This is a genomic window from Rhodopseudomonas sp. P2A-2r, assembly GCF_026015985.1.
Lineage (GTDB): Bacteria > Pseudomonadota > Alphaproteobacteria > Rhizobiales > Xanthobacteraceae > Tardiphaga.
The window spans coordinates 5120811-5145371 of record NZ_CP110389.1; the positions used below are offsets into that span (position 1 = coordinate 5120811).

The window sequence follows — 24561 nt, forward strand, 5'->3', positions numbered from 1 at the left end:
CCCAGCATCATCGTTCCTTGAGCGCGCGCTCGGCCTGCTCCTTGAGCGGTTTGATCAGATAGGCGAACGCAGTCCGGCCGGGCGTCTGGATGAAGACGTCGACCGGCATGCCCGGCACCAGCTTGGCCTCTCCCAACCGTGCGACCTGATCGGGTTTGAGCGAGACGCGCGCAGTATAGTAGCTCGTGCCGGTGCGCTGATCCTGAGTGAGATCCGCCGAAACCAGGACGACATCGCCTTCGATCTCCGGCGTGGTCCTCTGATTGAGGGCGGCAAAACGCAGGAACGCCGATTGCCCGATATAGAGCTGGTCGATATCGCGCGGCGTAATCTTCACCTCGACCGCCAGCGTGTCGTTGTCGGGCACTATGAGCATGATCTGCTCGCCGGGCGAGATGACGCCACCTACCGTATGGACCGTCAACTGGTGAACACGTCCGTTCTGAGGCGCCCTAATGTCGATGCGATTCAGCTGATCCACTGCGGCGGTCCTCCGCTCGGAGAGCTCCGAGATCTTGGAGCGTGTCTCGATCAGGTCCTTGCCGACTTCGGTGCGGAGATCCTGATCGATCTGAATGGTCTGGAGTCCGATCTCCGAGATCTTGCCCTTCGCCTGCGCGATCATTCCGGACAACTGGCTGCGTTCGCCTTCAATGCGTGCGGTATCTCGCTCGAGTGCGGTCAAGCGTGTAATCGGCACCAGACTTTTCTGCCAGAGCGTGCGAACGCCCTCAAGCTCCTGATAGACGAAGTTCACTTCCCTCTGCTTGGCCTCGAGCTGACCCGTATAACCTGAAATTTCGTTCTGGAGCTGGGAGCTGCGTTCCTTGAGCTGGGCCTTCTGTCCGCTACGCGCCAGCCGCCGCAGATCGAACAGGCTCCGCTCGGCAGCGATCGCGCGCGCTGCCTCAGATGCCGGATCCTTTGCGCGTTCGACGAGCACACCCGGGAAAATGATCTGGTCTGCGCCATCGCGCTCCGCTTCCAGACGGGCCTGCCGCGCCTGCAATTCATCGAAGTTCTTGATGATGATAGTCGCATTGGCAAGGGTCTGGGTCTCGTCGAGGCGCACTAGGATATCGCCGGCCTTGACCCGGCCGCCTTCCTTTACACGCAATTCGCTGACGATGCCGCCCGTCGGATGTTGGACCTTCTTCACGCTCGAATCGACGACGATCACGCCCTGCGCGACGACCGCACCCGACAGCTCGGTGGTAGAGGCCCATCCGCCGATCCCGAAGGTGACCAGGACGACCAAGATCGCGCCGCCGATGATGTAACGCTGGATCGAATGCAGCGCCGGAGTACCCGCATTAGTCATCCGCGATCTCCCACCACCTTCAACGGAGGTGCCCCCGAAGTACCTTCGTCAGCACGTCATCCTTGCTGCCAAAGGACTGCACTTTGCCCCCTGCAATCACCAGAACGTGGTCGACGCCATCCAGCGCCTTCGGCCGATGCGCAATCACCACGACGATGCCGTTGCGACGACGCACGTTCAGGATGGCCTCGGTCAATGCGGCTTCGCCATCGGCGTCCAGATTGGACGTCGGCTCATCTAGAACGACGAGGAACGGGTCGCCGTAGAACGCGCGCGCGAGCCCGATGCGCTGTCGCTGGCCAGCCGAGAGCGCCATACCGTTCTCCCCGATCTTCGTGCCATAGCCCTCAGGGAATGAAAGGATCAGCTCATGCGCGCCTGCGGCGCGCGCTGCGGCGAGGACGGCCTTGGGATTGGCATTGGGATCGAAGCGCGCGATATTGACGGCGATACTGCCGTCGAACAGCTCCACATCCTGCGGCAGATAACCGATATGCTTGCCCAGCGCTTCCGAGGACCACTGCCCCAGGGCGGCATTGTCCAAGGTGATCTTGCCCCGCATCTGCGGCCACACGCCGACGAGCGCTCGTGCCAGTGACGACTTGCCGGATCCGCTCGGGCCGATGATGCCGAGGCCCTCGCCCCTTTTCAGGCTGAAAGAGACGTCGTGGAGCAGGGCCCGATCAGACGCCGGCGCGTTGACATAGACGTGTTCCATTGCAATCGCCTCGACGGGGGCCGGCAACGCCAGCGGCTCCTCCTCCTTCGGCAACAGCGTCAGAAGCTGTTCGAGCCGCTGTCCCGATTGCCGCGCGCTCACAAATCCCTTCCAATTGGCGATCGCTAATTCGACGGGCGCCAAAGCTCGCGATGTCAGGATCGAGCCGGCGATGATGATGCCTGCCGTCGATTCTTGATTAATGACGAGATACGCTCCGACCGCCAGAACGGCGGACTGCAAGATCGCCCTAAACGCCTTCGACGTACCGCCCAGCCCACTGGCGACGTCGCTCGCAGCTTCGTTGGCCGCAAGATATCTCTGATTAGCCTCACGCCAGCGTGCAGCAGCCAGCCGGCGCATACCCATGGCGTGAAGGGCCTCGGCATTGCGCCGCCCCTCGGTCGCCAACGAGTTGCGCACGACGGCGAACCGCGCCGAGGCCTTGGCGGGCTCCTGGGAGCGAATTTCGGTCAGTATCGTGATGGCGACAAGAACCAGAGCGCCGACCGATGCGGTCACGCCGATCCAGAAATGGAATAGGAAACAGATCCCGAGATAAACCGGCATCCATGGCATGTCGAACAGCGCAGATGGACCGCCGCTCGCCAGGAAGCTCCGCACCTGATCGAGATCACGGACAGGCTGCAGGCCATCGCCATCCCCCGCGTCTTCAGCGGGAGACGAATAACGGCATCGAATATGCGGCCGCTGAGCATCTCGTCGAGGTGGCGCCCCATGCGCGCGCTGATGCGGGCGCGAATGAGATCAAGCCCGCTCTGGAAAAGATAGAGCAGGATCGCGAGCGCGAGCAGGGCGATCAGCGTCGGCACGCTCCGGCTGGGCAGGACACGATCATAGACCTGCAGCATGAAAAACGAGCCTGTCAGCATCAAGATATTGCTGACGCCGCTGAATATCGTCAGGGCCCAGAAAATCTGGCGGCACGAGCTCAGAAAGCCCGCGAGCTCCGACCTTGGCACGGCATAGTCGTCCCCCGGCCGGGCTTTGCCCGAGAATATTTTCAGCCGGGCCATTTCGATCACATTCAGGAATGTCTTGCGCTTCGAAGGCGGCTTGGGGATTGCCCCATTCGAAGGCATCGGCGACTTCCGATCGGCTGGCTGCTTCGCTTTCGCGTTGTTACCCGCGCCGAAAAATCGCGAGAACTCTGCAAAGCGAGGAGCCTTTCTAAATCGTGCCCGCTCCGGCGGGGGCATCTCCCCCGCCTTCCAAAGGTGGTCATCATGGTCCCCCTCACGATAGATCGATCCAGAGCCCCTCAGATCGATGCGTCAGCTAGTCTATCGGGCAAAACGAGCGCCCAAGATAATCAAGCGAAGTGGAAGTCCGACCTATCCAGCGCCCCTAGCTGCGTGTTCTTCAGCGTAAGCGTGTCGTGGCCCGACGTGATAACGACATCCTGGGCGCTTTGCGTAGCATGAGACAAAATATCGGCGAAGTTGTCGAACATGCTCTTGCTGAATTGCACGACGTCATGCGCCGAACCGCTCGCCTGGAAATCCTTGATAGTATCGTTCCCGAAATTCGGCGTGAAAACGAATGTATCGGGATGTCCGTTGCCGGTGAAAATATCGTCGCCCGACGTCCCCTTGAGCGTATTTGCGCCGTAAGTTCCGACAATTGCACTTCCCGAAGTTGAAACCACATGTCCGGAATTATCAAGCTCCTTGGCCGAGAACGTGTGCACGTAGCTCGGTGACACTGCACCGGTACCGAAACACCAATTACCGTCCGCATTCGCCTTCACCGTGCCTATTTCCTTGGACGCGTCGAAGATCTTGATCTGACTGTAGGCATCGGCCGTTCCCTTGATAACAAACGAGTTATTCGACCCTTGATACACTTTGGTCAAGTCGATCCCTTCCGAGGATGCCGGAGGATCGATCACGGAGATCGCTTTCGTCGCCGATGCCGCGCTTGCATTGCCAGCGAGATCCGAGGCGATCGCCGCATATTTGTGATCGCCGTCCGACAAATGCCCCGTATCGAAGCTCCAAGTGCCGTCGCTCTTGGTATTCGCTGAACCGACCAGCTTGCCTGCATCGTAGAGCTTGACGAGGCTGTTCGCCTCGGCCGTGCCCTTCAGCAGGAAGTCGTCCACCGTCGTCGAGCCGCTGAGCGCCTTGCCGTCCGACGAGAAGACTCCCAGCGTCGGCGCGTTAGGCGCATGAGTATCGATCGTGACTTTGGTCACCGACGATGCCGCGCCGGTCTGGCCTGCGCTATCGGTTGCCTTGGCGGTCAGGTTATGCGAGCCGTCGCTCACTGCGGCAGTCGTGAAGCTCCACGCGCCGCTGCCGTCGGACATGACCGTACCGAGCTTCTGCACGCCGTCGTAGATCGTGACCTTGACGTTGCCAGCCGCGGTGCCATCCAGCTTCAGAGTATTGTCGCTGGTGATGCCATCGCCCGCTTTGCCAGTATCATTCGAAAAGGACGCGATCTTGGGCGCCGCTGGCGGAGTTGGGGTCGGCGCGCTGACGCTGACCTTCACTGCGGCAGACGTCGCCCCGGCATTGCCGGCGACGTCGGTCGCCTTTGCCGTCAGCGTATGCTGGCCGGCGGAAAGGCTATCGGTGGAAAAACTCCAGACGCCATCCGTGCCGGCCGTAACGTTACCGATCTTAGTAGCGCCCTCATAGATGGCGACCGAGCTCTTGGCTTCCGCCGTGCCTTTCAGGTTCACGGTCGTCCCGCTGGCAATGGACGTTGATTGCGCGCTGGCCGCAGTCGCCGCGCTCACCGATCCGACTGCGGCGATCGTCGGAGCGCCTGGAGCCTTGGTATCGATTGTAATCGCGACGGCCGAAGACGCGGCACTGGTCTGTCCCGAGCTGTTCGTCGCCGTCGCGGTCAATGTATGCTTCGCATCGGTCAAGACCGACGTGATATAGCTCCAGGATCCACTGGAATCTGCCTTTACACTGCCCATCTGGGTGGAACCGTCGGAGATTTTCACCGTGCTGTTAGCTGCGGCGGTCCCGGTCAGCGTGATCGTATTGTCGTTGGTGATGCCATCTCCCTTCGTACCGCTATCGTTGGAGAAGGAGGTGACCGTCGGAGCGTCCGGCTTCGGTGTCGTCGGGGTCGAAATGGTCACGGGGACAGCCGCCGAGGCGTTTCCGGTATTGCCGGCCGCATCCATCGCCCTGGCAATGAAACTGTGGCTGCCCGTGGCAAGATTCCCCGTGGTGAAGGTCCAAGCACCGTTGCTGCCCACCGTCGCAGTGCCGATCTGCGTGGCGCCGTCGAACACCTTCACAGTGCTGTTGGCTTCCGCATTGCCGGTGAGCACTGCCACATGGGAGGAGGCGAGCGCCGCGGCCGAAGTGGACACGGCCATCGTCGGCGCGACCGGAGCGGCTGTATCTATCACCACAGTACGCGCAACCGATGAGGCGCTCGTTCCTGCGGAAGTCGTCGCGGTTGCCGAGAATTTATGGCTCCCGTCGGTCAATGCGGAACTGCTGAACGTCCAATTCCCGCTGGCGTCAGCAGTGGAGGTGCCGATTTGCTTGGTGCTGTCGAGTATCTTGATCGTGCTGTTTGGAACCGCCGTGCCGTTCAGAGTGACGGTATTGTCGTTGGTGATCCCGTCACCCTGCACTCCGCTGTCATTCGAGAACGACGAAATGACCGGCGTACCCGGTGTTTGGCCTGTCGAGGCCGGTGGCTGGCCGTCCATTGTCAACCCGGCGACGATTGTCGCACCGTCACTCACGTTTCCGCTCATCTTCGGCTGATTGCCAAGTTGGGTAACGAGATTTAGATCACCCCAATAGCCATTGCCTACATGATTGTTGCTATACGTGACATTGGTTACGGCACCGCCCTGATTGAGCATTTCGTTGATATAAACTGTGTAGCCGCCGCCAATCAGGAGGTTATTATCGATAAGGACGTTGTTGATCGCCCCCCAATAATTGTCCAACATGATCGCTGAGGTCTGGCCTTCCTCGTTGATCACGGTGTTGTGCTGGATAACGAGGTTCGAAAAGCCACCATCAGCCTGAATACCATCGAAATGAGAATCCGGCGTGCCTCGCATATTGTGGATGAAGTTGTCCTGGATGACCGTGTTATCGCCGCGAACGTCAATGCCATCCGCACAATCATGGATATTGTTAGCGACAAATGTCCCCTGGCCGCCAATTCCCTGCCCGCCGGATCCAAGACCGTCAATGTCGCAGTTCTTGATAACTGCGCCGGTGACACCTTCCTTGATCAGCACGACATCAAAGGCGTTAGAAGCGATCTTACAATTCAGAAGGGTGACGTTCGCGGCGTTGATGATCACCTGACCCTTGATATCCAGGTTCTGGATCACAGCACCCGGCGTGTTGATGATGAGGTCCCCAGACGGCGTCAGCGTCACACCCGCCGGAACGCCGGTATTCGTTGCATCAGGAAATAAAGCCAAGACAATTCTCCATATGTCTGCACTTGGTAAAAGAGGGACTACATTCCCTTTTCGTATTTATTTACCCGGGTCCCTCCGGGCATACGATGAATGTGCAACCAGTCCCTACGCGGCTCGATCGGATAGCTTGGTCGAAGTGACCGAGCAGCGGCGGCTTTTTTGGGACCACAGAACGGCCTCAGAAGGGTCATTTTAGAACTATCGAGTGTTTAGACCACGTCGGAATTAAACGATATTTCAATTTTATAATGCGCCCGATTATTTCATGATATCTCACAAAAAAGCCGGTCCAAATACTTGGGACAAACGGATTGCGACGGTCAGACTAGCGGCTTCTCTTTTATAAGAGCTTAAACTTTAACCGGCTCAACTTAGTATGGCAGACACTTCTTACTTGCACTTTAAATTCAATTCGTCATCTAGGTCGTATTTTATTCACCTTCGACATTTTTTCAGGGTGACCTGCCCCCGCCAAATTAGGCCAGTCTGAACTGGAATTTTCCATTTATGATCCCCTGACCGGGGACGAGGAGAGTCCCATGAAGGCATCGAAATTTCCAGAGGCACAGATCGTATTCGTTTTGAAGCAGGCGGACGACGGCTCGGCAGTTGCAGAGGTCTGCCGCAAGGCCGGGATCAGCGAGGCGACGTTTTACAACTGGCGGAAGAAGTATGCGGGCCTGATGCCCTCAGAGATGAAGCGACTGCGTCAGCTTGAGGAGGAGAACAGCAAGCTGAAGCGGATTGTCGCCGATCTGTCGTTGGACAAAGCCATGCTGCAGGATGTGCTCTCAAAAAAGCTCTGAAGCCTGGCCGCAAGCGTGAGCTTGTCGACAAGGTGCGGGGCGACTGGAAGGTCTCGATCAGGCGAGGCTGTTCGACGCTCCGGATCGATCGCGCACTTTACGTCTGCAAATCGAAGCGCGGCGACCAGGCCGCTCTCAAGAGCCGGATCAGGGAGATCTGCGAGACGCGGGTGCGATACGGCTATCGCCGGGTCCATGTCCTCCTGCTGCCTGAGGGCTGGGACGTCAACGTCAAGCGTGTCTACCGCCTTTATAGGGAGTTAAGCCTGCAATTGCGCAACAAAACGCCGAAGCGTCGCGTGAAGGCCAAGCTGCGTGAGGATCGAACAGATGCTGTCCAGGTCAACGAGAGCTGGGCAATGGACTTCGTTCACGACCAGCTCGCCACTGGCCGCAAGATCCGCGTGCTGACGATCGTCGATACCTTCAGTCGTTTTTCGCCCGCCGTCGATCCGCGTTTCAGTTATCGTGGCGAGGACGTTGTGCTGACGCTGGAACGCATCTGCAAGACCGTTGGCTACCCCAAGACCATCCGTGTCGACCAGGGATCAGAGTTCATCTCTCGCGATCTCGATATCTGGGCTTACCAGAAGGGCGTCGTGCTGGACTTCTCGCGGCCAGGCAAGCCGACGGACAACAGCTTCATCGAATCCTTCAACGGCAAGTTCAGAAGCGAATGCCTGAACACGCACTGGTTCCTGAGCCTTGACGACGCACGGCAGAAAATGGAGGATTGGCGTAGAGACTACAACGAAGTCCGGCCACATAGCGGGATCGGTAACAAGGCGCCGATATCGCTGTTGAATGGCTCATCGGCGCCCCCGCCGGCATGAGCCTAACCCCGGAAAATTCCAGCTCCGGCTGGCCTAGTTTTGGGGAGCACTTCAATCCCGCCGAGACTCTAATCGCCGCTGGATGAAAGTTCAGGGGCGGGTCATTCGGATCATGCGAATAAGCCTTGGCATCCATGCTAGCCCCCAAATAGCCACCACTCGAATAAGACCTCGCCCTGAATTCTAAACGTTTCAATAGAACGGAAATCGGACTCTAGCGAAGGTGCTGTCCGTCGATTTGCGAAACCACTGTCCCGCCGGTTTGAAATACGCACCGTAAGATCGCGGATGCCCCTCAACGCCACACTCCGCGCGCCGTCCCATTGCAAATGCCCCGGTAGTGTTTGCAGAGTTGCTCACACGAGGTTCATCGAGCAAACCGTACCTGACCGGGCAGTAGCCGACCGGATACCCTATCCAGATTTCCTGACAAAGTCGGCCTGTTGCCGAGCTGAGATCTCAGATCCCAATATCCCCAGCGCCCCTTCCCGAGGACGTTATTGACAAAAACGACATTCGTCATCGGGCCGCCACCCGGTTGCCCCTTCCCTACCTCGTTCAAATACACAGTATACCCGCCCCCAATCAGAAGGTTGTTCTCAATCCTGACATTATCAATCGGCCCCCAATAATTGTCGAGCATCAACGCAGAGGTTTGCGCGAACTCGTTGATGACAGTGTTGTGTTCTATGATCAGATCCGAAATTTTTCCATCTGCTTGAATGCCATCAAAATGCGAGTTCTCCGTTCCGCGCATACTATGGATGAAGTTATCTTGGATGCGCGTATGGTTGCCGCGAACATCGATACCATCTGCGCAGTCGTGAATATTATTGGCAACAAATGTTCCCTGCCCCGCAATCCCCTGACCACCAGCGCCCTGACCATCGATCTCGCAATTCTTGATCAGCGTCCCGCTGATCTCATCCTTGATGAGGATCACGGCGAACGAATTCGATGTGACTTTGCAGTTGCGCAGCGTCACATTGGGCGCATTGATAACGACCTGCCCGACAATGTTGAGTCCCTCGATCATCGCACCAGCCGTTGTGACCGTTAGTCCGCCTGACTGCCTGAGCGATATGCCAGCAGGTACACCGGCACTCGTCGCGTCGGGAAAGTTCCGCGCCTCGATTGCGCCCTCATGATCGCGTTCCTGGCCTGCTTCGACGACCGTAGCAACCACGGCGACAATACCAATGGTCAACCAGCGCAAAGCCGCTTGAATCGGACCACTCATAGCGATCGTCTCCTAGGATTTTTATCAACAATGCCCCCGTAACGTTAGCTCACTTCTCGCGCAAGGCATTGCAGGATCTGGCACTTCCGTCGCTCGGCGACCGCATCCCAGCAAAACAGCTGCGCACGCTGTTCGGCAGATCGCCCCATCCGCGTGCGGAGATCTGCATCACTGGCCAAGGCATCGAGGGCTGCCACCCAGCCGGACCGATCATATGGATCGAGAACAAATCCCTCAATGCCGTGGCGAACAACCCTGCCCGCGCCCATCGGGGTCGTGATCGTAGGTAATCCACAGCCACATGCTTCATAGGTGACCTGAGGCCCCCCTCCTCCAGTGAGGCAAAGACGAACACGTCTGCTGAACGATAAAGCGCGCCGATATCATCCACAAAATCGAGTACGATGACATCCTCGCGATCCAGCAAGGTCGAAAATCTAGTTCGGATTACTGGCTCGATCTCGCCAGCCAGGACCAATTGCCCCTTCACTTTACTCCGCGTCCAATATTCCAGCAGAAGGTGGCACCCTTTTCGTACGCAAATCGATCCGACAAAGACGAATGTTATTCCATCAGATGGCGGCAGCAGACGATGTTGACCCGAGAACCTCTGCGGATCCCAGCCGTAGCTGGCGCTAAGTATCTTCTTGCCTTCGATTCCGTGGTCGACCATCGACTGCTCGGCCATAACGTTCGAGCAAAAAATATAATCCGCCGCTTCCAGCAATTCCTGCTCGCGATCTACTGAAAATCCGGAAATGCCATGACTGGGAGTAATACCAATGCGGCGATACGCGTCGTCGAGTACCTGCTTTGCGGTTCCTCGATGACAATTGATCATCTCACGAAAAATCTTCAAGCCGGCATCGCGCAATTTGGTAACTGTCTCCAATTTGGCGTCGGGCCACACGTAAACTCCTGCGTGTCATGTTCACGCATATCAAACTGCGAAAGAAACCGGCTGTCGAACTCATCGATGGCGCGCTGCTTAACCCACCGATATGGAACGCACCTCGCCCATAGGGGTAGGGTCTGCGATATCGTTGCAGGATACACCGGAAGAGACCGGGCGCGTGGAGTAACAATTCGAATCTGAAGGTCATCTCCGGCCATCTCACGCGCCAACATTCCGCATGTATATGCGGGACCACGCTTCGTCAGAGGTAGCGGCAGAAATACATCGAGTGCAGCAACCATTCGACCAGGGCTCACTATTCGATTGGACTTAAGGGGATCCCTCGGGCCGAAGCCCATCGCCGCACCTCTCATCCTGGCTCGCTGTGCCATTTTGGCCGACCGGTTTCGCCGCGTAAACCCGCGACCAATCCCGAAATTACAAATCCAAAATTACGTGGCGATCCCGCCAGAAGAAATCTGAGCGCATAGCAACAGGAAATCGCAAGCCTCAACCAAACCGTGTGCGGGAAATGCCGCCGCACGAAGCGAATCCCATTACGATGCTCTAGATAGACCGAAAGCCCCGAAACCGATTTCAGCGTTCCAGAAGATCCTGTCGTCGTACCGCGCTTGTGGCCGACAACAGAGTTGCTCGCGTATCCCAGTCCAAGTGGTTTGGCCCTGACACCCCAATCGATGTCCTCATAGAAGAGAAAGTACGCGTCATCCATCAGCCCGATGTGCTCGACACATGATCGTGTCACATACATCGACGCGCCTGACGGGCTGTCCATCACCGCTTCGATAGCCGAAGGATCGTGTGCCGCGGACAGCGAGTCACCCAATCCAATCGCCACAACCCTTGCCAATGACGTCTGCCAGCGGAGCCCTCCTCTGAAGCGAACGCGGCTGTCCTCTCCAGCTTCCAGAATCGTGCTGCCTACCATCGCTTTGCCTCCACCCTCGGCGCGTTCGACGAGTTCCGCCAGGGCATTCGGCTGTGGCACAGTGTCGGGATTCAGCACCCATATTCCGTTCCAACCCGCAACTAAGGTCAATGGGCGCAGCCAGGCATTGATCCCGCCAGCGTAGCCAAGGTTTGAATGCGCACGGGCCACCCAAACCTTGGCCGCGCGTGCCCGCAGTCTGAGACACTCGACCTCTGCGAACTCGTGATTCAGGTCGCACGGCTTCGAAGACCGTTCACATATCCGCGCCGCGGTCAGTTGTTCGACCAGCTGCAGAAAGGGGTCTCGACCTCCGTTCTCGCAAATGAAAACATCGAACCGTGGAGAGATCGCCGCTTCGGACAGCGCGGCCAGGCAGCCGACAATATCCGCTGCATTACGGTAGCCGACGACGAGGATGGCGACTTCCGCCACATCTGGGCACATGATTTCACCTTCCACCCGCGAAGCTTCGAAACCGATGCGTCAGCGCGAACGACGCTGTCCCCCCGCTCAAACTCCGGAGCGATGTGTATGATACCGTAAATTAAATATTTATTCACATTAATTTTCGTATATTAATATTGGCGCGCTCGACGAATTCCGCGACGCACGCCGCCGCAATACAGGGCCAATTGCATGAGTACCAAGGCTCTCGCACGTTACCTATATGCCCATGTCCCGGGATTGGCTCGGCTGCGCTTCGGTGCAATGGATGTGACTGCATCGGCCTTTGCGAAGCCCGAATATGCCGGCGCCGCCCACCTCCGGATCGATACGGGTCTGATCATCGACGTCGGCGCCAATCGCGGACAAAGTATCTCCGCTCTAAGAAAATGGGCACCGAAGAGCAGGATTGTCGCGTTTGAGCCAGATCCGAACTGCGCGCAGAGGCTCAGTCAGCGCTACCGCAACGACCCATCCGTTACATTTTTCGACCGCGCCCTTGGCAGCAAAAGCTCGAGCATTACATTTTTTCGCCCAGATACGGTAGATGGAATTGCGACGGAATGGCTGCGACAAGTCTGAAAATGGCCACCGACTGGCTGGACGACCCAGGTCGCATGTATAAGTTCGACGCTGGAAAGCTGTCGGTAGAAGAATATTCTGTAAGGTGCGACACTCTTGATTCATACGAATTCGCTCCGAGTCTCATCAAGATTCACGCGCAGGGCGCTGAACTCGATATTCTGAGAGGTGCCCGGCACACTTTACAGGCATGCAATCCAGTATTGCTGTGCGCTTTCCCGTCGCATGAAGTCACCAAACTCCTTTCAGAACAGGGCTATGCGCCCTTTACTTTCATCAATGGAGCGTTTCGCCCCGGCGAGGCAAAGCGGCCCATGACCTTCACGTGGTTTTTGAACGTTCGTCAACGTGACACACTCGTTCGTCCCGTGTAGCTTTTGGCGCGGTCGCTCGGAAATATAGCTGTTTCGCGACTTTCAGATCCGCGAGCCGGATCACATCGGCGATGAACGCGATGGGAAAGCCGACCAATGGCGGATAGAAGAGCCCCGCGAACCTCAGCACACGCGCCAATATGGAATGCGGCCGGGCCCATGCGCGCATCTGCTTTATTTCGTGCTGATAGCGAGCTGCGGCGAGCGTATACGGCGATAGATCGAGATACAGGAGATCCATCGACGTCCGCCAGTCATACGGCTTCTCGGAGCTTTGGAATTTGATCCACGGCTTAAACACTTGGGAGTGAACGAAGCGAGGAGGACCGCGAAGGATGTTCCGCGCCCTTTCCGCGCAGGTATACCCACTGGGACCGAAATACTGCAAAATGTCGGTGCCACGCATTAGAAACTTCAGCTTGATATGTGAAAATTCGGCGCTGGTCAGAAGAGCAGACAATACGTCTTGGTCTCCAAACAAGTGATCCGGCCGATCGGCCGGCTTTAGCTGTTGCGCCTGATGATAAACATCGTCAGCAAGCAGCGAACGCCAGCGCTCCAACAGGGGAATATGGGCGGGAGTCGTGCGCAGGACCGCTGTATTTACCGTGAAAGGCAGATTTCTTCCGACCTCGAACCCCCACGCCCTAGCGCGTCTGGCGTCGCTGTCCAAATAGCTCCCCCAGAGCGCCTCCTCAGTCGCGACCAATGTCTCTGGCTCAAGGTGATCGAAGAAGTCAAGGAAGTCACGCGTCACGATGATGTCAGAGTCGACCCACAGGACGTCCTGATGTCCTCTGTTGAGCAAATCAAGCAGGGCGTCCGGCTTTATGTTCCAGCCACCGCGCTGGCTGAGACTCCTGGTCTCCAATTGCACGTTCGGAAAGTCTTTCAGCCAATCCTTGATGCAGTCGTCCGCGGGTGGATAGAACAATACAGTCGGTAGCGCGCCGCAGTGCTCCGCCATGCTGCGTATCAGCAATTTTACGGCTACCTCCGAAGCAGCACGGTCCTCTGCGATACAGACTATCATGTTAGCGCCGATCCCACCCGTAGAGGCGTTTCACGTCGGTCTCGCCAAGGCTCACCTGCCTCGACATGGTCGGCCCACTCGCCCAGCGACGTTCGGATGCCCAGGCAGACTCCCCAGAATATCCAGATATAGTTCCAGAAGTAGACAGTCAGCCCCGCGAACATAAATATGATGAGCACGATGCTAAACGCCAGACGCATGCGAGCCTGAAGTGGACCCGTCTTCGCGGTATGCTTCCCGCCCGCGGCAATGGACGCGACATTGGTCAGGAACAGGAGGACGACCATCGGTACGCCATACCCCAATGAAAAGACCAACCAGATCGAGTCGATCGTCGCGTCCAGAATCTGATCGCCAAACGGACCGGTATGGCCGGTGATTGGGTTGTATGAGATGAACTGGAACGCCTTTTCCCAAATGAGAATACGATAATAGCCTGTCTCGGGATCCAGTGTCAGATGGGAGATGATCCAGCCCAGAGGACTATCCGTCACGACGATCACGGCAACGAACAACGCGAACACAAACAACCAGAATGCGGTCCACCGTGCGGGTACATCACCCATGACCTGATCGTACGAATAAGCCGCAATGATCAGCATGAGGCACATGAAAGACGCCGATGACTGCGATAGCACGCACCCAGCCAAGCAGAGGCTTACCCACATGATTCGCCGCGCCGACGTCTTCTCCCAGAACAGCAAGATGCCGGCGACGATCGAGCAGAAGACTCCGAACAGAATGGGATGGTCGAAGCTCGCCGTCGCCCTGATCATGCCGCCACGGAAGACGGGTTGCAGCGCGGGCATCCCGAATACCTTGCCCGCGATATCATGGGTTATCCAGCTATTGGTAACATTGTCCCCGAGCGCCAAGACCAACGCCGCCAGCATCAGGATCTTGAGGATCCGAATGAACGTCGCGAGTGAGCGCACATTGGTCAAATATGCGCGGCCCGCAACATACCCTCCAAAGAATTCCAGGCTCACGGCCCCGGCCGTCGCCAAATAGGTGAAACCGTGGGAATAGACGGAGACTGCGATACCCCAGGCAGCAGTCATGGCGGCGAACCAGTCTGCCACCAGGAAGCGGCGGTTACGCCGCAACAACAGGAAAAGCGCGGGAATGAGGAGAATTGCGACTCCTGCCCTTCCAACTGTAAACTTTCCTCCGGCAATCTGAACCTGCATTTCCCAAGCAGGCAGGATCATTCCTATCAGCAGGAGCCAGATCGCAACGTCATGCCTCTCACGTTTGACATCCGAGCGATGTCGAACACCCCCGAGCGACATCGCGGATGGTTCAGATGAAGCCCGACCGAGTGGGAGCGTTGTGCGATCATGACCACTCCGTTCCCACCAATCGCGATATCATCACCGGGCTCACGGATTCCCGCCTCCGATTTGCCTCGCCGTGATGACTAACTCTGGCGACATCAATAGATCGGAAAAGCTGCCGGCCCTCCCGCGAAGCCCAGCGAATGGCCTACCGTTCACTCCCTTTGTTCGCTCCACCGCATAGCCCGCCGATCGACACCAGTCGTGGACTATAGCGGCCGACGTTCTGTGAGCGCGCGACGTGGCAAAGTCAGGCGAGCTGAACAAATGCCGATCGCGAAGATTCCGTCGAAGCGCTTGAGCGCTTAGCATATTGGGGCATTGCACGACGATGGACGCGCCCGGATCGCACACAGATCGAAGGAGCGAGATGATCTGAGGTGGATTCTCCGAGAGATGGAGCACGTTGAGATACAGTACGCAATCGAATTTTTCGGAGCCAAGGCTAGAGCATGCTTCTTCCAAACTTCCCTCGACTACGCGCACACCGTTTGCGACAGCGTTTGCCGCACAAATCGCATCAAGAGGAATGGCCGTGACATCTACGCCTCGCTCGGTCAGCGCAAGTTCGTTACCCCCGAACAATAGCCCACCGACAAGACGCGTTTCACCGACGGCGGGACTGCGGAGAGAACATCGCTGCTCCGGGGCTCGTAGTAGCCTTTTGAATACAATCCATTAGTAAGCCTGGTATCAGTGTTGACAAGCGAAACGGAGTGTTTTCGGTCGCGCTCAATCGTCAATAGCGCGGTCAGTTGACGTTTGAACTCAACCGATCCGATGCCAATGAGTTTAAAATACCTGTTTGACATGTGATGGACAATGAAATCATCGACATGCGACACGGGAATTAATTTTTTCATCCCGCACTGGGTGTATGGGTCCGTCGCAGCAGTACAAAGAAGATCATATCTCCCTTCATGCGGCGCGACCAAATAGCCGCCAGAACCTATTGCCGCCTTCAACTGCGATCGTGTGAGAACGTAGCAAGCGGCATGTTCATTGGTGAAGTGCGCGAGGACATACTCCCCCGTGATCGAACGGACGCACAATCCCAATGGAAATACCCCTGCCAATCGGGGTAGTTCACATGGCCATCCGCATCTTGCTCAATGCGCAGAAAGCCGGGGATCTCGTCCGGAGGCAGCGCCTGGGATACTTCGAGGAACGCGCGGATATTCCGTTCCGTAACGAGAATGTCATCCTCAGAATACAGGAAAAGATCATATCGGTCGACATTCTCAGCAAACAGCTTCTTGTGCCCGAAAGGCAATGACCACGGGTTCTTGGTCGGCAGCCCCACCAGACAACGGACGCCATCACCAGCGTTCTTGCTAACGTTCGAGAGCACAACAATATCGACGTCGATCGTCATCGAGCGATAGGTCGATATCAGTTTCTGAAGATATTGGTCATTGCCGGTCCCATAGCTTGCGACAGCGACAAGCATACGGATTGATCGCGCCAGATCAGGCCAGGCGCCGGCAGTCATCACCCTTAAGGAAACAGCCATCCCCGGAACCACTCGTTCGTCTCACCAATTAACTAGATTATTAAAGCTATTAATCGGGCGTGAAAAGCGATAATTTAATCAAGCGGATGAAATTTAATGGCAACATCGAGCATTTGCGCAAGAGTCAGCTGTTTTCCTTAGCATTTTCATAATATAGAGGATTAACCAATGCTGCGAATTGCTTTATATCCGCATTCGATGGAGCTGGGCGGGTCGCAGCTCAATGCGATTCAGTTGGCAGGCGAGCTACGGGACCGCGGACACCAATTGACGGTCGTCGCAGAGCCAGGTCCGCTGGTTGCGCACGTGAGGGCATTGGGACTGGAGCACGTCGGAATTCCATCCCATCGGCGTCGTCCCGATTTCACCGTAGCCCGGATGCTTAGCCGACTCGTGCGGGAGCGAGAGATCGACGTCGTTCATGGCCATGAATGGCCCCCAATCTTGGAGGCCTTTGCCGGACCTGGCCTGAGCGGATGTCCGGTGATCGGGACGGTGATGTCGATGTCGGTTGCGCCCTTCATCCCGAAGAAAGTGCCTCTGACGGTCGGCACCGAACTGATCCGTCAGTCGGCCCTGGCCGCGGGTCACAAACAGGTCTTTCTCCTGGAGCCGCCCGTGGATACCAGCGCGGATAGCCCATTCGTAGATGGACACGGTTTTCGCGAGCAGTCCGGTATCCAGCCAAGCGAGATTTTGATCGCGATCATTTGCCGCCTCGTTCCCGATCTCAAACTAGAAGGCATCTTGTCGACCTGCGATGCTGTGGGCGAACTTTGCCGGGCAGGGAAACCTGTACGGCTTCTCATCGTTGGGGATGGCAGAGCAAGGGCTGAAGTCGACCAGCGAGCGGCCAACATCAATTCGTCGGTCGGTCGCGAACTCATTATGCTGACCGGGGAACTCTCAAACCCTCGCCCCGCCTATGCGGCTGCCGATGTGATCGTCGGCCAGGGCGGTTCGGCGCTGAGAGGCATTGCGTTTGCCAAGCCGCTCCTTGTTGTCGGCGAGAACGGCTTCAGCGAACTTCTTACCCCCGAGAGTTGTGCGACGTTCCTGCAGCAGGGTTGGTACGGACTTGGTCCTGGTTCACTCGGCGGAGGCCCAGCCGCCATCCGCCGTGCGCTCGAAGGCTTGGTGGATTCTGGCCAAATGCGTTCCGAGCTCGGAGAGTTCGGCCGGAATCTGGCGGAGAGCCGCTTCAGCCTCCGGCAGGCCGCAAAAACGCTCGAACGCGCCTATGCGGCGGCCATCGAACAACGGGACCATGCGGGCAGCAGGCTTTCTGAAGCCGCATGCTGCGCGACAGCGCTTGCGGCCTACAAGATCAACCGAAAATATCAAAAATGGCTGGGGACCGCGCGGGTCGACGACAGCAACTCGCGTAGTCGGGTTGCGGCCGTCCTGAATCAAGTCCGCGGTAGCAGAACTCCCTGATCCCTATCTTCTGTAGGACAAACCTATGTCGCCGCCTTATGCAACCGCGGTCAGCGCTCGACCTCAGCTCTGAAGGCCCGAACGACCTCAAGCTGATCGGATTTTTTCATCTGCGCATAGAGCGGGAGGAGTATCGAGTGTTTCTGGGCCCGCTCGGATTGCCGCAGCGTGTGGCGGGTCTCGGCATCGCGATAGGGAGCCTCGAGATGTGAGCACATGATCCCGCGCCGTGTAGCGATCCCCTGATCGAGCATATTCTGCATTACGGCTTTCTGATCGAGCCTATCGGGAAGTCCCACGCAATAGCTCTGCCAGTTGGAGCGTGCCCAGGCGGGTTCGTACGGCAGCCGCACGCCCTCGATGTTCCCGAGCAATTCGGCATATGCCGATGCAAGTTTGCGCCGGCTCGCAATGATGCCTGACAATTTCGCCAATTGCTGCCGCCCGATGGAGGCCTGCACGTCAGTCATACGATAATTGAATCCGACTTGTAGATAATTCTCGAAAATGACCTGCGACGCACCGTGGCGGACCGTGTCGGGCACGCTCATCGCGTGTTGTCGCAGCAGCTTGAACTTGCGATCAAGCTCCGGGTCGGACGTGGTCAGCATACCGCCCTCCCCAGTGGTAATGACCTTGCGTGGATGAAACGAAAAGCACGTAATCCGACCGTGAGCCATTCCAATCCGCTCCCACTCGCCGCCAATCGAGATCTCGCTCCCTGCAGCACAAGCGGCATCTTCAATCAGAACGATGTTGTGCCGCCGGGCAATATCGACCAGAGCGGACAGATCACAAGGCATGCCCATCTGATGAACAGCAATGATGGCGCGCGTCCGGCTGGTGATCGCCTCTTCGACTCGCACGGGGTCAATGTTGTAAGTATCCGGGTCGATGTCCACGAATACCGGTATGGCACCAACATATCTGACGCAGTTCGCTGTCGCAATAAACGAATGGCTAGCGGTGATAACCTCGTCGTCCGGCTCGACGTTGGCGGCAACCAGCGCCAAGTGCAGCGCGGTGGTGCAGTTCGACACCGCCGTCGCATAGCGTGCACCTACAAATGCTGCAAATTCGCATTCGAAGGCCGCCACTTGCGGGCCCTGCGAGACCCAGCCCGACAGAACGGCGTCGCGAGCAGCGTCGGCTTCTTCTGTTCCGAGAAACGGCAAAGCGATTGGTATCACGACGCCAATGCCTCCCGTCGATCTTCTTTCACCAAAGCACCGTGCTGTGCGCGCCACCAATCGACCAGTTCGCGGAGGCCCTGCTCAAGGGGAATGGAAGCAACGAAGCCAAGCTTCTGTTCGGACTTTGTGGTCGACGCAAGACGGCGCGGCACCGGATTGACAGACCGCTCGGGCCCGAACTCCGGCACCAGATCGCCGCGCCCCATGACGGACGCCAGTGTAGCTGCGAGCTGGGTCAGACTCGTTTCGGTCCCGCTTGCAATATTGAACACCTCGTCAGAAACCTTGGCCTTGGCCCCCAGGATGTTCGCCCGAGCGACGTCGCGAACATGGACGAAGTCCATCGTCTGCTGACCATCGCCGAAAATGATGGGCGGAAATCCGGCTTCCAGGCGTTCCATCCAGCGAATGAGGACTTCGGTGTAGCGGCCGTGGATGTCCATCCGATCCCCGTAGACATTGAAATAGCGGAAGGCGACGTAATCGAGCCCATACATGTCCTTGAATGTACGAAATAGACCCTCGTTGAACGCCTTGGCGGCGCCATAGAGCGTTCTGTTATCGTACGGATTCTGATGCTCCGTCGTCGGGAATTCACTGGCCATCCCGTACACCGACGCCGACGAGGCAGCGATGACCTTCTCGATCTTGTGCTTCTCGCACAGTTCAAGCAAGTCGAAGGTCGCCTGCACCATCACATTCATGGCCAGACGCGGTTCTACCGCACAATGTGTGATCCGTAGTGCCGCCTGATGGAAGACGATGTCCGTCGCTTGCACGAGCGCGCCCATAAGCTTCTGATCGCAGATGTCTCCCTGAACAAGTCTTACAGGGCCCCGCGCCATCGCCCGGCCCAGGTTGTCTGCGCGACCGCGAACCATGTTATCGATCGCAACGATTTCGATGCACTCTTCATCGCAAAGCAGGTCGACGATGTGAGACCCAATGAATCCGGCACCGCCAGTAACGAGTACGCGCTTTCCTCTCAAGCTTACCACGGCATTCTCCCGTTCGATTGTTTTTCTGGAGGTGACATTGCGGCTCACGCCGCTTCGGCCATCAGGAATTTCTCGAGTACCGAAACTACTTTCGCAGCCTGTTCTGCCTTCAATTCCGGAAACATCGGGAGCGACAGAAACTCTGCACACAACATCTCAGTCACAGGCAGACTGCCCTCACCGCCGCCAAGGTGGGCATAAGCCTTCTGAAGATGTACGGGTACTGGGTAGTGAATGCCGAAGCCTATTCCCGCGGATTGCAGCGCATCAAGGGCGGCGCCCCGCTGCGGCAGCCCGACGGCATAGACATGATAGACGTGCCGACTGTGGTCTGGCGAGACGGGGCGCCGGCACGGATAGCGACCGAGGAGCTCGTGATATCGGGTTGCTGCGCGCCTACGCGCCTCGGTCCATTCCTCGATATACTTCATCTTCACGCTCAGGACCGCACCCTGGACACCATCCATGCGATAGTTGAAACCGGGAACGACGTGATTGTATTTGCTCTCCTGACCCCAGTCGCGCAGCAGGGACACCCGCTTGGCGGCAGCCACATCGTTCGTGACAACAGCGCCGCCCTCGCCAAACGCGCCCAGATTCTTGCCGGGGTAGAAGCTGAAACAGCCGAAGTCTCCGATCGAGCCCGCGCGCCGGCCTTTGTATTCTGCTCCATGAGCTTGAGCAGCATCTTCGATCACGATCAGGCCATGCCGGCGGGCGATCTCCATGATCGGATCCATGTCGGCCATCAAACCGTGAAGGTGGACCGGCATGATCGCCTTTGTACGGGGTGTGATCGCGGCCTCTACGAGACTTGGATCCATCGTCCAGCTTGCCGGATCGACATCCACGAAAACCGGCGTGGCGCCGCTGTAAAGAATGGCTGCCGTGGTCGCCACGAATGTCAGAGAGACGGTAATGACCTCATCGCCAGGACCGATATTCGCCGCCACCAGCGCAAGGTGCAACGCCGACGTGCCGCTGTTCACTGCACGGCAATGAGGGACCTGGCAATAATTGGCAAACCGCCCCTCGAAGGCCACGACCTCCGGCCCGAGCACAAAATTGGTACTCTCCAATGCCCTCAGGACCGCGGCTTCGATCTCTGGTTTAATCTGGCGGTATTGCGCTTTTAGATCAAGAAAAGGAACGGGGTCGTTCACGCCTGCACCCAATCGTTTAATAAGTCATTTTTAAATTAAATCACACAATATAATATAAATAAACAAAAATCTTTTTATATACTAAGCAAGCGCTCAGATCTCACTAGCGTCCAGCTCGGCGCCAGCCCGCTCCGTCCCCGTGCTAAGGAGAATGCGAGCCGGAACACCAACGACAGTCGTGTTCGGAGGCACATCGCGGGTCACAACGGCGCCGGCCCCGACGACGGCCCCTTCGCCGATCGTCAAGCCGCAAAGAATGGTGACATTGGACCCGATCGATGCCCGGGTTCCGACCCTCGTATGTACCACCAGCCAATCGGCAGCGCTCTGAGGCCGCCCATCCTCGGTCGTGGCGCGCGGAACCTTGTCATTCGTGAACATGACGCCGTGCCCGACAAAGACTTCGTCCTCTATCGTGACCCCCTCACAAATGAACGTATGGGACGAGATTTTGCAGCGGGCACCGACGGTCGCTCCCGCCTGGATTTCCACGAACGTTCCCAAACGGGTCTCGTCGCCAACCGTGCAACCATAAAGGTTCACCAAATCGGGGTGAAAAATACGTACGTCCTTTCCAAGTTTCACGTCTTTCGAGATCGGCATTCTACACTCCTATCAAACATTCCGCCCCTGCTCGGCGGAGCGAATTTTTGCGTATTGCGCCTGTCAAACAAGCGATTCAATCGCCGGTCCCACAATCCGTTCGAGGCGTTCGCAATCTTCTCCAGGAGAGGATGCCGGGTAACCGTCATACCGGTCAACCACGCCCCAGCGGCACAAGCGGATCCTGCGGCCAATCCCGACACCATGCCGATCTCGTCGAGACTGATCATAACCGCAAACAACAGAGCTGCAATCGACGACATCAGCGACACGAGCGCGCTTTTCCACAGCGCAGCGAACAATTCGGACCAGGTCAAGCCCAGCCGTTTGGCGATGAACCCGATCGCAACCGCGGCCTGGAACGGGAGCGTCACGAGCATCGAAGCAGCCACCCATGTCACGCCCCAGAACGATGCCGCGAAGACGAGACAAAGCGAGGGCGGCAGTGAGATGAGCGAGGACAACAATGCATCATGAACCCTGCCGGCAGCCACCAGAACCGGGTAAGTGAGGCATGCCGCGAACAACGCGAGATATCCAATGCATATCAATCTCACTAACGGGACGATCTCGAGCCATGAAGAACCGAGCCAAATCAAGATTATCGGCTCAGCCATGATCGCCATGAAAGCCAATGACGGCCAATACACCGCGGTCAATGACCGGATCGCATCAAGATAAATTAGACGCAGTTCGCCGCCCGCGCCAATCTGCTGAAAAATAGCAGGCATCATCACGGGGCCAAGCACCTGCCCTATGAGCTTGTCGAAGACTTGAGTTACGCCGAGCGCGCGGCTGTAGAGGCCAACCGCACTAAAATCCAGAATGCGTGCTAGAAATATCTGGGGCGCAAGATTGTAGAAAACGTTGATGAGACTAATTCCGCTCGAGTAAAGGCCAAACCCCATCACTTCTGTCGCACCGGCGAGCGAGGGCCGGAACAGCTTGATGTCCCGCCGCGCGGTCGCCAAGAGCGCGGCGAGAACGAAATTGCCCGCAACGCCTCCCCACACAGGCGCCATGAAACTGTAGTGCAAGGCGGCCAAAAGAATGGCCACGATCATCGAGGCTGTATTTGCAATCAGGTTGCAGACCGCCAGCTTGCCAAATTGCATTTCTCGCCGGTATAGCGCCGTGATCGTTGCCGAAAAGGGCGTCAGGACGAAACTGATTGCAGCGACTGCGAGCCCGGTGCCTAGACTTTCCTGGCCATAGAACCTGGCAATTAGCACGCCTGCTACAACAACTGCCATCGTAACGGCGACAGAGAACATAAGCGTGACGGTAAAGGCAGTGCGGACGTCGGCTGCGGACAGCGCTATCTTCTGAATCAAGTAGTTCGCACCGCCGATTTCTTGATATGACGCACTGATCACCGCGAGGATCGCGCTGATGACGGCATAGACGCCGAATTCGGCCGGAGACAGCAGCCGCGAAAGCACAGCCATGGCCGCGAAAACAAGCAGAATGCTTCCGTACCGCTCCAATGCCGAGAACAATACCGATCTATGCACTGAGCTCATCGACCCCCTCTAGGACTATATCAAAACTGCAAGGACGCACTAATACGCCGGCTGTCGGAGCCGCAGGTTCGTTCGTCCAATTCTCACGGGCCGCCCCTGCTCGGTCATTGATTGCGATGCGGCCTCGAGGATCTCGATCACTTGCAAGCCCGACTCGCCGCCGGAAATCGGCTGGCTACCGCTCCTGATGCAATGTGCAAAGTGCTCCACCTCGGTCTGCAGCGCTTCCTTGGAAGAAATATGCGGGGCCAACATATCGCCTGCGCGATACCCGATACGAAGCTGATAGGCATTTTCGGCCGACCCGTTCAGCGTTATGCCCTTGTCATAGACCTTGATCTTCTCGGTCGGCTCTACATCGTCGTAGACAATCATCTTTCGGCTCCCGCCGATGAAAGTCTGCCTGACCTTGATCGGAGATAGCCAGTTCACGCTGACATGCGCAACGCAACTGCTTTGGAAGAACAGCGTGATATGGGCCATATTTTCCGGAGCACCTGCTACGTGGCTTGACCCGGTTGTCGAGACCGCTACCGGTCTCTCATTCAGGATGTGCTGGATGATTGAGAGATCATGAACGGCGAGGTCCCATATGACATTCACATCACTTTGGAACAATCCAAGGCTGGAACGGATGCTGTCGTAGTAATAAATCTCGCCCAATTCGCCCTGGCTAACCAGTTCGCGGATCTTCTGGACCGCAGGCGTATAAAGGAACGTATGGTCGACCATCAGCGTCAGGTTGCGCCGAGCCGCTTCATCGATCAGCCGTCGCACCTGGTCTGATGTAGGCGCCAGCGGCTTCTCGACGAACACATGCTTTCCGGCATTCAAAGCGGCCAAAGCCAATTCGTAATGCGTGTGGACAGGCGTTGCGATCGCGATCGCATCGATATCAGGATTTCTGAATAAGTCACGTACGTCAGTCGTCGTCTCAATTTCCGGATGAAGGCGTTTGCCGATCGCAAGCCTTAACGGATCGCGATCGCTCAACCCGACAACACGCGCGCACTCGCTGGCTGCAAAATTGCGGACAAGGTTCGGGCCCCAATAGCCGTAACCGATGACGCCTACTCCCAAACGACCGCCTTGCATGGTGTCCTCGCCAAAACGATTAAGAATACTGCGTTCGCGCGCCGTGCCCCGCCATCG

The 24561-nt window shown here is 57.3% G+C and carries 18 protein-coding genes and 2 pseudogenes; 4 read left to right on the forward strand and 16 right to left on the reverse strand.

Annotation, left to right across the window (positions count from 1 at the left end; genetic code table 11):
• Positions 1-7 precede the first annotated feature (7 nt).
• From ONR75_RS24720 to ONR75_RS24730, 3 genes and pseudogenes are all read right to left on the reverse strand, one after another.
• Complete coding sequence (locus tag ONR75_RS24720) at positions 8-1321, reverse strand: HlyD family type I secretion periplasmic adaptor subunit (RefSeq protein WP_265079571.1); 1314 nt, start codon at positions 1319-1321, stop codon at positions 8-10.
• Positions 1318-3076, reverse strand: a pseudogene (locus ONR75_RS24725) (type I secretion system permease/ATPase). Before ONR75_RS24725 ends, ONR75_RS24720 begins: the two are co-directional and overlap by 4 nt.
• A gap of 296 nt (positions 3077-3372) precedes the next feature.
• The gene (locus ONR75_RS24730; RefSeq protein WP_265079572.1) at positions 3373-6483 is read right to left on the reverse strand and encodes an Ig-like domain-containing protein; all 3111 of its coding nucleotides are present in this window, start codon (positions 6481-6483) and stop codon (positions 3373-3375) included.
• A gap of 539 nt (positions 6484-7022) precedes the next feature.
• Between ONR75_RS24730 and ONR75_RS24735 the strand changes: the two genes are divergently transcribed.
• A protein-coding gene (locus ONR75_RS24735) for an IS3 family transposase (RefSeq protein ID WP_265079573.1) occupies positions 7023-8122 on the forward strand; the annotation gives its coding sequence in 2 pieces (ribosomal slippage) (positions 7023-7275 and positions 7275-8122; 1101 coding nt in all).
• A gap of 367 nt (positions 8123-8489) precedes the next feature.
• On the opposite strand, the gene ONR75_RS24740 is transcribed toward ONR75_RS24735, so the two are convergent.
• From ONR75_RS24740 to ONR75_RS24750, 3 genes and pseudogenes are all read right to left on the reverse strand, one after another.
• Positions 8490-9362 carry a right-handed parallel beta-helix repeat-containing protein gene (locus tag ONR75_RS24740; protein ID WP_265079574.1) on the reverse strand — a complete coding sequence of 291 codons (873 nt, stop codon included), beginning with the start codon at positions 9360-9362 and terminating at the stop codon, positions 8490-8492.
• 44 nt (positions 9363-9406) lie between these two features.
• Positions 9407-10203: pseudogene (locus tag ONR75_RS24745) on the reverse strand (glycosyltransferase family 4 protein).
• Between the two features lie 424 nt (positions 10204-10627).
• Positions 10628-11668, reverse strand: a complete 1041-nt coding sequence (locus tag ONR75_RS24750) for a glycosyltransferase family 2 protein (protein WP_265079576.1) — start codon at positions 11666-11668, stop codon at positions 10628-10630.
• A gap of 177 nt (positions 11669-11845) precedes the next feature.
• Here ONR75_RS24750 and ONR75_RS24755 point away from each other — a divergent pair, with 177 nt between their 5' ends.
• Positions 11846-12235, forward strand: coding sequence for an FkbM family methyltransferase (locus ONR75_RS24755; protein WP_265079577.1), 390 nt, complete (start codon positions 11846-11848; stop codon positions 12233-12235).
• Between the two features lie 2 nt (positions 12236-12237).
• Complete coding sequence (locus tag ONR75_RS24760) at positions 12238-12609, forward strand: FkbM family methyltransferase (RefSeq protein WP_265079578.1); 372 nt, start codon at positions 12238-12240, stop codon at positions 12607-12609.
• On the opposite strand, the gene ONR75_RS24765 is transcribed toward ONR75_RS24760, so the two are convergent.
• From ONR75_RS24765 to ONR75_RS24775, 4 genes are all read right to left on the reverse strand, one after another.
• Positions 12557-13576, reverse strand: coding sequence for a hypothetical protein (locus ONR75_RS24765; protein ID WP_265079579.1), 1020 nt, complete (start codon positions 13574-13576; stop codon positions 12557-12559). The genes ONR75_RS24760 and ONR75_RS24765 overlap by 53 nt on opposite strands.
• 62 nt (positions 13577-13638) lie before the next feature.
• On the reverse strand, positions 13639-14853 hold the full coding sequence (locus ONR75_RS24770; RefSeq protein WP_265079580.1) for an O-antigen ligase family protein: 1215 nt from the start codon (positions 14851-14853) through the stop codon (positions 13639-13641).
• 171 nt (positions 14854-15024) lie between these two features.
• Positions 15025-15564, reverse strand: a complete 540-nt coding sequence (locus tag ONR75_RS32940) for a class I SAM-dependent methyltransferase (protein ID WP_413776384.1) — start codon at positions 15562-15564, stop codon at positions 15025-15027.
• A gap of 376 nt (positions 15565-15940) precedes the next feature.
• The gene (locus tag ONR75_RS24775) at positions 15941-16492 is read right to left on the reverse strand and encodes a hypothetical protein (RefSeq protein ID WP_265079581.1); all 552 of its coding nucleotides are present in this window, start codon (positions 16490-16492) and stop codon (positions 15941-15943) included.
• A 168-nt stretch (positions 16493-16660) separates the two neighbouring features.
• Between ONR75_RS24775 and ONR75_RS24780 the strand changes: the two genes are divergently transcribed.
• Positions 16661-17929, forward strand: coding sequence for a glycosyltransferase family 4 protein (locus ONR75_RS24780; protein ID WP_265079582.1), 1269 nt, complete (start codon positions 16661-16663; stop codon positions 17927-17929).
• 50 nt (positions 17930-17979) lie between these two features.
• On the opposite strand, the gene ONR75_RS24785 is transcribed toward ONR75_RS24780, so the two are convergent.
• From ONR75_RS24785 to ONR75_RS24810, 6 genes are all read right to left on the reverse strand, one after another.
• Entirely contained in the window at positions 17980-19119 is a 1140-nt protein-coding gene (locus tag ONR75_RS24785) for a DegT/DnrJ/EryC1/StrS family aminotransferase (protein WP_265079583.1), read from the reverse strand.
• Positions 19116-20111, reverse strand: a complete 996-nt coding sequence (locus ONR75_RS24790) for an NAD-dependent epimerase/dehydratase family protein (protein ID WP_265083788.1) — start codon at positions 20109-20111, stop codon at positions 19116-19118. The genes ONR75_RS24785 and ONR75_RS24790 overlap by 4 nt, the downstream gene beginning before the upstream one ends.
• Before the next feature lie 53 nt (positions 20112-20164).
• On the reverse strand, positions 20165-21283 hold the full coding sequence (locus tag ONR75_RS24795) for a DegT/DnrJ/EryC1/StrS family aminotransferase (RefSeq protein WP_265079584.1): 1119 nt from the start codon (positions 21281-21283) through the stop codon (positions 20165-20167).
• Between the two features lie 93 nt (positions 21284-21376).
• Positions 21377-21886: an acyltransferase gene (locus tag ONR75_RS24800; protein WP_265079585.1), complete on the reverse strand. Its 510-nt coding sequence runs from the start codon at positions 21884-21886 to the stop codon at positions 21377-21379.
• Positions 21865-23409 carry an oligosaccharide flippase family protein gene (locus tag ONR75_RS24805; protein WP_265079586.1) on the reverse strand — a complete coding sequence of 515 codons (1545 nt, stop codon included), beginning with the start codon at positions 23407-23409 and terminating at the stop codon, positions 21865-21867. Before ONR75_RS24805 ends, ONR75_RS24800 begins: the two co-directional genes overlap by 22 nt.
• Positions 23410-23448: 39 nt before the next feature.
• The gene (locus ONR75_RS24810; protein WP_265079587.1) at positions 23449-24504 is read right to left on the reverse strand and encodes a Gfo/Idh/MocA family protein; all 1056 of its coding nucleotides are present in this window, start codon (positions 24502-24504) and stop codon (positions 23449-23451) included.
• Positions 24505-24561 lie beyond the last annotated feature (57 nt).